The sequence below is a fragment of the Limnofasciculus baicalensis BBK-W-15 genome (genome assembly GCF_024178385.1).
In the GTDB taxonomy this organism is placed as follows: Bacteria; Cyanobacteriota; Cyanobacteriia; order Cyanobacteriales; family Coleofasciculaceae; genus Limnofasciculus; species Limnofasciculus baicalensis.
The window spans coordinates 1-4,160 of record NZ_JAMZMM010000291.1 but is presented as its reverse complement, the minus strand read 5'-3'; the positions used below and the strand labels follow the sequence as shown (position 1 = coordinate 4,160).

Sequence of the window (4,160 nt, the reverse complement as noted above, 5' to 3'; positions counted from 1 at the left end):
AAACAACAAATAACCAAAAACAAACAACAAATAACCAAAAACAAACAACAAATAATAACTATGTCTCGTTCCCGTGCCCTAACTTACTACGTTTTTGTCCGTCTGCTGTTAGCCCCATTAATGCTGTGGACAATTGCTACCATTGTATTTCTACTGCTACGGGCTACTCCTGGCGATCCTATTGATGCTATTATTGGGAATCGCGCTCCTGAAAGTGTGAAAGCAGAATATCGGGAACAATTAGGGTTGAATAAACCATTGCCTTTGCAATATCTGAATTATTTACTAGACTTACTGCGTTTGGATTTAGGGACTTCTATTACTAAACAAGGACAAGATATTTGGGAAATGATTCTACAGTATTTCCCCGCTACTGTAGAAGTAGCAGTAGGTAGTATGGTGGTAGCACTAATTGTGGGGATTGGGGTTGGTGTGATTTCTGCATCTCGTCCCGGTACTGCTTTAGATTTAGGAGGACGTTTATTTGGTATTATCACTTATGCTTTGCCAATATTTTGGGCAGGGATGGTGATGCAGTTAATTTTTGCTGTACAGTTAGGTTGGTTCCCGACTGCGGGACGTTTTCCGGCTTCCGCTACACCTCCGGCTGACATAACTGGACTTTACACGATTGATAGTCTTTTGAGTGGTAACTTGGAACAGTTTTTCACCGCATTACATTATCTCACTCTGCCATGCCTGACTTTGGGAATTCTTTTGAGTGGGATTTTTGAGAGGATTGTGCGGGTAAATCTGAAACAGACACTTAAAGCAGATTATGTGGAAGCAGCAAGGGCGAGAGGGATTGCTGAAGGTAGTATTCTCTTTAATCATGCTCTGAAAAATGCTTTAATTCCGGTGATTACTGTTATGGGGCTGACTTTTGCTTCTCTCCTTGGTGGTGCAGTATTGACAGAGGTGACTTTTTCTTGGCCTGGATTAGCTAATCAGCTTTATGGGGCAATTAACGATCGCGATTATCCCACAGTTCAGGGTATTATGGTATTTTTTGGGGGGATTGTGGTTTTTGCGAGTATTGGGATTGACATTATTAATGCGTTAATAGATCCGCGCATTCGGTATTGAGGGAGTGGGGAGTGGGGAATGTAAAAATAGGTAGGGGCGAAGCATTTGGGCGATAAGTCATCGGTTAAACTCAAGGTTTCCTGTCCAAATGCTTCACCCTTCCGGAATTTATGCAAGCCTCATCGCCACCGATAACCTTCCTCAGCTATCCCCCACTTCTCCCCGCCACTAGGTTAAATCCTGTATATCCTTTTTTGACGACCAGATAAAATAAAATTAATAGGATAGGAACGACTAACGATCTAGTTCGTCTATCTCATTCTATCAATAACTCACCCTTCACCGCATCTTGACTTGAAGGATAAACTATGAACCAGACTTATCGACTCCTCGCCCTGACGGGATTGACTGTACTACTAACTGTCTCACACCCCGTCAAAGCTGAATCACCCCCCACTCAATCCCTGACTGCCATTCCGGTGGAGAAACAGCAGATTAGCGCAATTGAGTTATACAACCGAGGGGTTGATAAACTAGAGGCTGGGGATTATACGGGGGCTATTTCTGATTTCGGTGATGCTCTAAAACTCAATGCCAACGATCCTGATAGTTATTATAATCGCGGCTATGCTTATCATAGTTTAGGCAATTATAATGCAGCAGTTTATGATTACACCCAAGCGATTAAGCTAAACCCCAACTTTGAGGAAGCCTACAGTAACCGAGGCTATGCCTATTTGGTGGAAAAGAATTATGATAATGCGATCGCAGATTGTACGAAGGCCATTGAGCTAAATGCTAAAAACGATACTGCTTATATTACCAGAGGCAAGACTTACGATCAAATGAATAATCACCAAGCCGCCTTAGCAGATTACAAGAAAGCGATTGAGATTAATCCCAAAAATCCCATGGCTTACTACAATCAAGGTTTATCTCATAACCTGATTGAAGATCATCAAGCGGCTTTAAGTGATTACACTGAAGCAATTAAGTTACAACCTACCCTAGCTGAGGCATTTTACAACCGGGGGATTACCAATTTTCACCTCAAACAGAATAAAGATGCGATCGCTGACTTGCAGAAAGCGGCTGAACTTTTTCAACAACAAGGTAGCACTGATAGTTATCAGAGCGCGATGAATGCAATTAGAACATTGCAGCAATAAAAAACCGAGGGAAACGATCAAACCCAACCAATAATATCTTTGATTTGGGTTCTTGTAATTTCCCAGCTAATATGCTCTTTCGCTTTACGGAGGGCGTTTTCTGGTTTTTTGTACCAGTATTGCGCCCTAATGGAGATACCATCACTCCTGACAGCTTCCCATGAATAGCGATCGCGATCGACCAAGAGCCAGATTTGGTGATGGAGATAGACTTCTTGGGGAAACTTCAGGATACCTATCTCTGCGAGAACACCCAATCTCATCCGGGAGCGCTCCATCCGTTTCATTAATTCCAGAAAGTAGGATGCAGCGCGGCTAGCGTCGTCGCGGGTGCGGTAACGGTATTTGTCTCTGGGTTCAAATTGGAAATCTGGGCGGCTCAGGGTGAAACGGAAACCTCTATCGCTTTCGATAAAGGCGACAATCCAGGAGGTTTTCGGGTATCTAAGGGAGTAGCCAGAAGGCTGGAGTATTACCGGAGTCGGCATTAAGAGCTTTATTGCTGATGTGGGGGCTACCATATTTTAACCTAACCCCCCAGCCCCCTTCCCTACCAGGGAAGGGGGAGTAAGATTTCTTGCTCCCCTCTCCTTTTAATTGCTCCCCTCCCCTAAAAAGAGAGGGGTAAAATTAGTTATTGAATGGAGCAAGATCTCAGTTACACCCTACCCCGTAGCATCTGAGCCATTTCATTTTGAGTGGGTGACATTTCCAGAGCCGTTTCCTCAGTAATCCGTCCTTCCTGATATAGGTTGAACAAAGATTTATTCATAGTAATCATCCCATCAAATTCGCTAGTACTCATGATTTCAGAAATTTCATCATATTGACCTTTACGGACATAATCCTTAACGGTATCAGTATTAATGAGAATGTCGTGGAAGGCAGCACGTTTGCCATCAGTAGTGCGGCACAACCCCTGAGCGATGATTGCTACTAAAGATTCCGCAATTGCCACCCGCATTGCGCTCTGTTCATCAGCATTATAGAGATTGAGAATCCGTTCAATCGTTTTCACTGCACTATTTGTGTGGAGCGTACCCATAACTAAGTGACCAGTTTGAGCTGCTTTTAGTGCCGTGTTTACAGTTTCCTTATCTCGCATTTCCCCCACTAGAATTAAATCGGGATCTTCTCGCAAAGAAGCTTTTAAAGCATTATCAAATTTGCGAGTGTGCATCCCCACTTCCCGCTGTTTAATCAAAGATTTGCGACTTTTGTGGACGAATTCAATTGGGTCTTCAATGGTGATGATATGCTTGGGCATCTCCTTATTGATGTAGTCAACCATCGCCGCCATTGTGGTAGACTTACCTGAACCTGTCGGTCCTGTCACTAAAACTAGACCCTTGTGGTAATGACAAATATCCCTGAATGCAACAGGGCAGCGCAACTGCTCTAGAGTCAAAATCGTCAGTGGAATCAAACGCATGACTAGAGCAGGACCAGTTAGGGTATCGAATATATTAATCCGCACTCTAGCAAAGTCATACTGTGTAGCGCCATCAAATTCTAGACTATCTTGAAAGCGCCGGATTTCTTCATCGGTGAGGACTTCCCGCAGCCAACTCATAAAGGTAGGTTCATCTGTCACGGGATAGCTAGTAATTTCCATTTCACCACGGTTACGCATCCGGGGAGTCTCACCAACCCCAACGTGAATATCAGAAAATCCCTTATCAAACGCCTCGCGGATCAAATGGTTTAAAGTTGGTTGACCAGGTGATAAACCAGGGCTAGGTGCTGGCGTGCGCTGTTTAGCTGCTGATGCGGCTGGTACAGAAGCTCTTGATCCAGTCTGAGCCGCTGCTGGTGCTGGTGCTGCTGCTGGTGCTGCTGCTGGAATAGCTTGACCAGCTCTTGGCGGCATGGGTAGGGTTTGGGAAGGCATGGCTTGGGTGACACCTGATGGAGTGACTTGTGGTGTCATACCTCTGGGAGGGGGTGCTGCTGCTGCTCTGGGAG

The 4,160-nt window shown here is 44.6% G+C and carries 4 protein-coding genes; 2 read left to right on the top strand and 2 right to left on the bottom strand.

The features are described 5' to 3' along the window. Positions 1-60: 60 nt before the first annotated feature. Together NJ959_RS22175 and NJ959_RS22170 are read left to right on the top strand one after the other, a co-directional pair. Positions 61-1,086, top strand: a complete 1,026-nt coding sequence (locus tag NJ959_RS22175; protein WP_254013919.1) for an ABC transporter permease — start codon at positions 61-63, stop codon at positions 1,084-1,086. Between the two features lie 308 nt (positions 1,087-1,394). Continuing rightward, entirely contained in the window at positions 1,395-2,195 is an 801-nt protein-coding gene (locus NJ959_RS22170) for a tetratricopeptide repeat protein (RefSeq protein WP_254013915.1), read from the top strand. A gap of 17 nt (positions 2,196-2,212) precedes the next feature. Here NJ959_RS22170 and NJ959_RS22165 read toward each other — a convergent pair whose 3' ends face one another. Next, entirely contained in the window at positions 2,213-2,716 is a 504-nt protein-coding gene (locus NJ959_RS22165; RefSeq protein ID WP_254013914.1) for a hypothetical protein, read from the bottom strand. Between the two features lie 137 nt (positions 2,717-2,853). Continuing rightward, positions 2,854-4,160 (bottom strand): type IV pilus twitching motility protein PilT (locus tag NJ959_RS22160; RefSeq protein ID WP_373693693.1); only part of this gene is annotated, 1,307 nt, incomplete at its 5' end.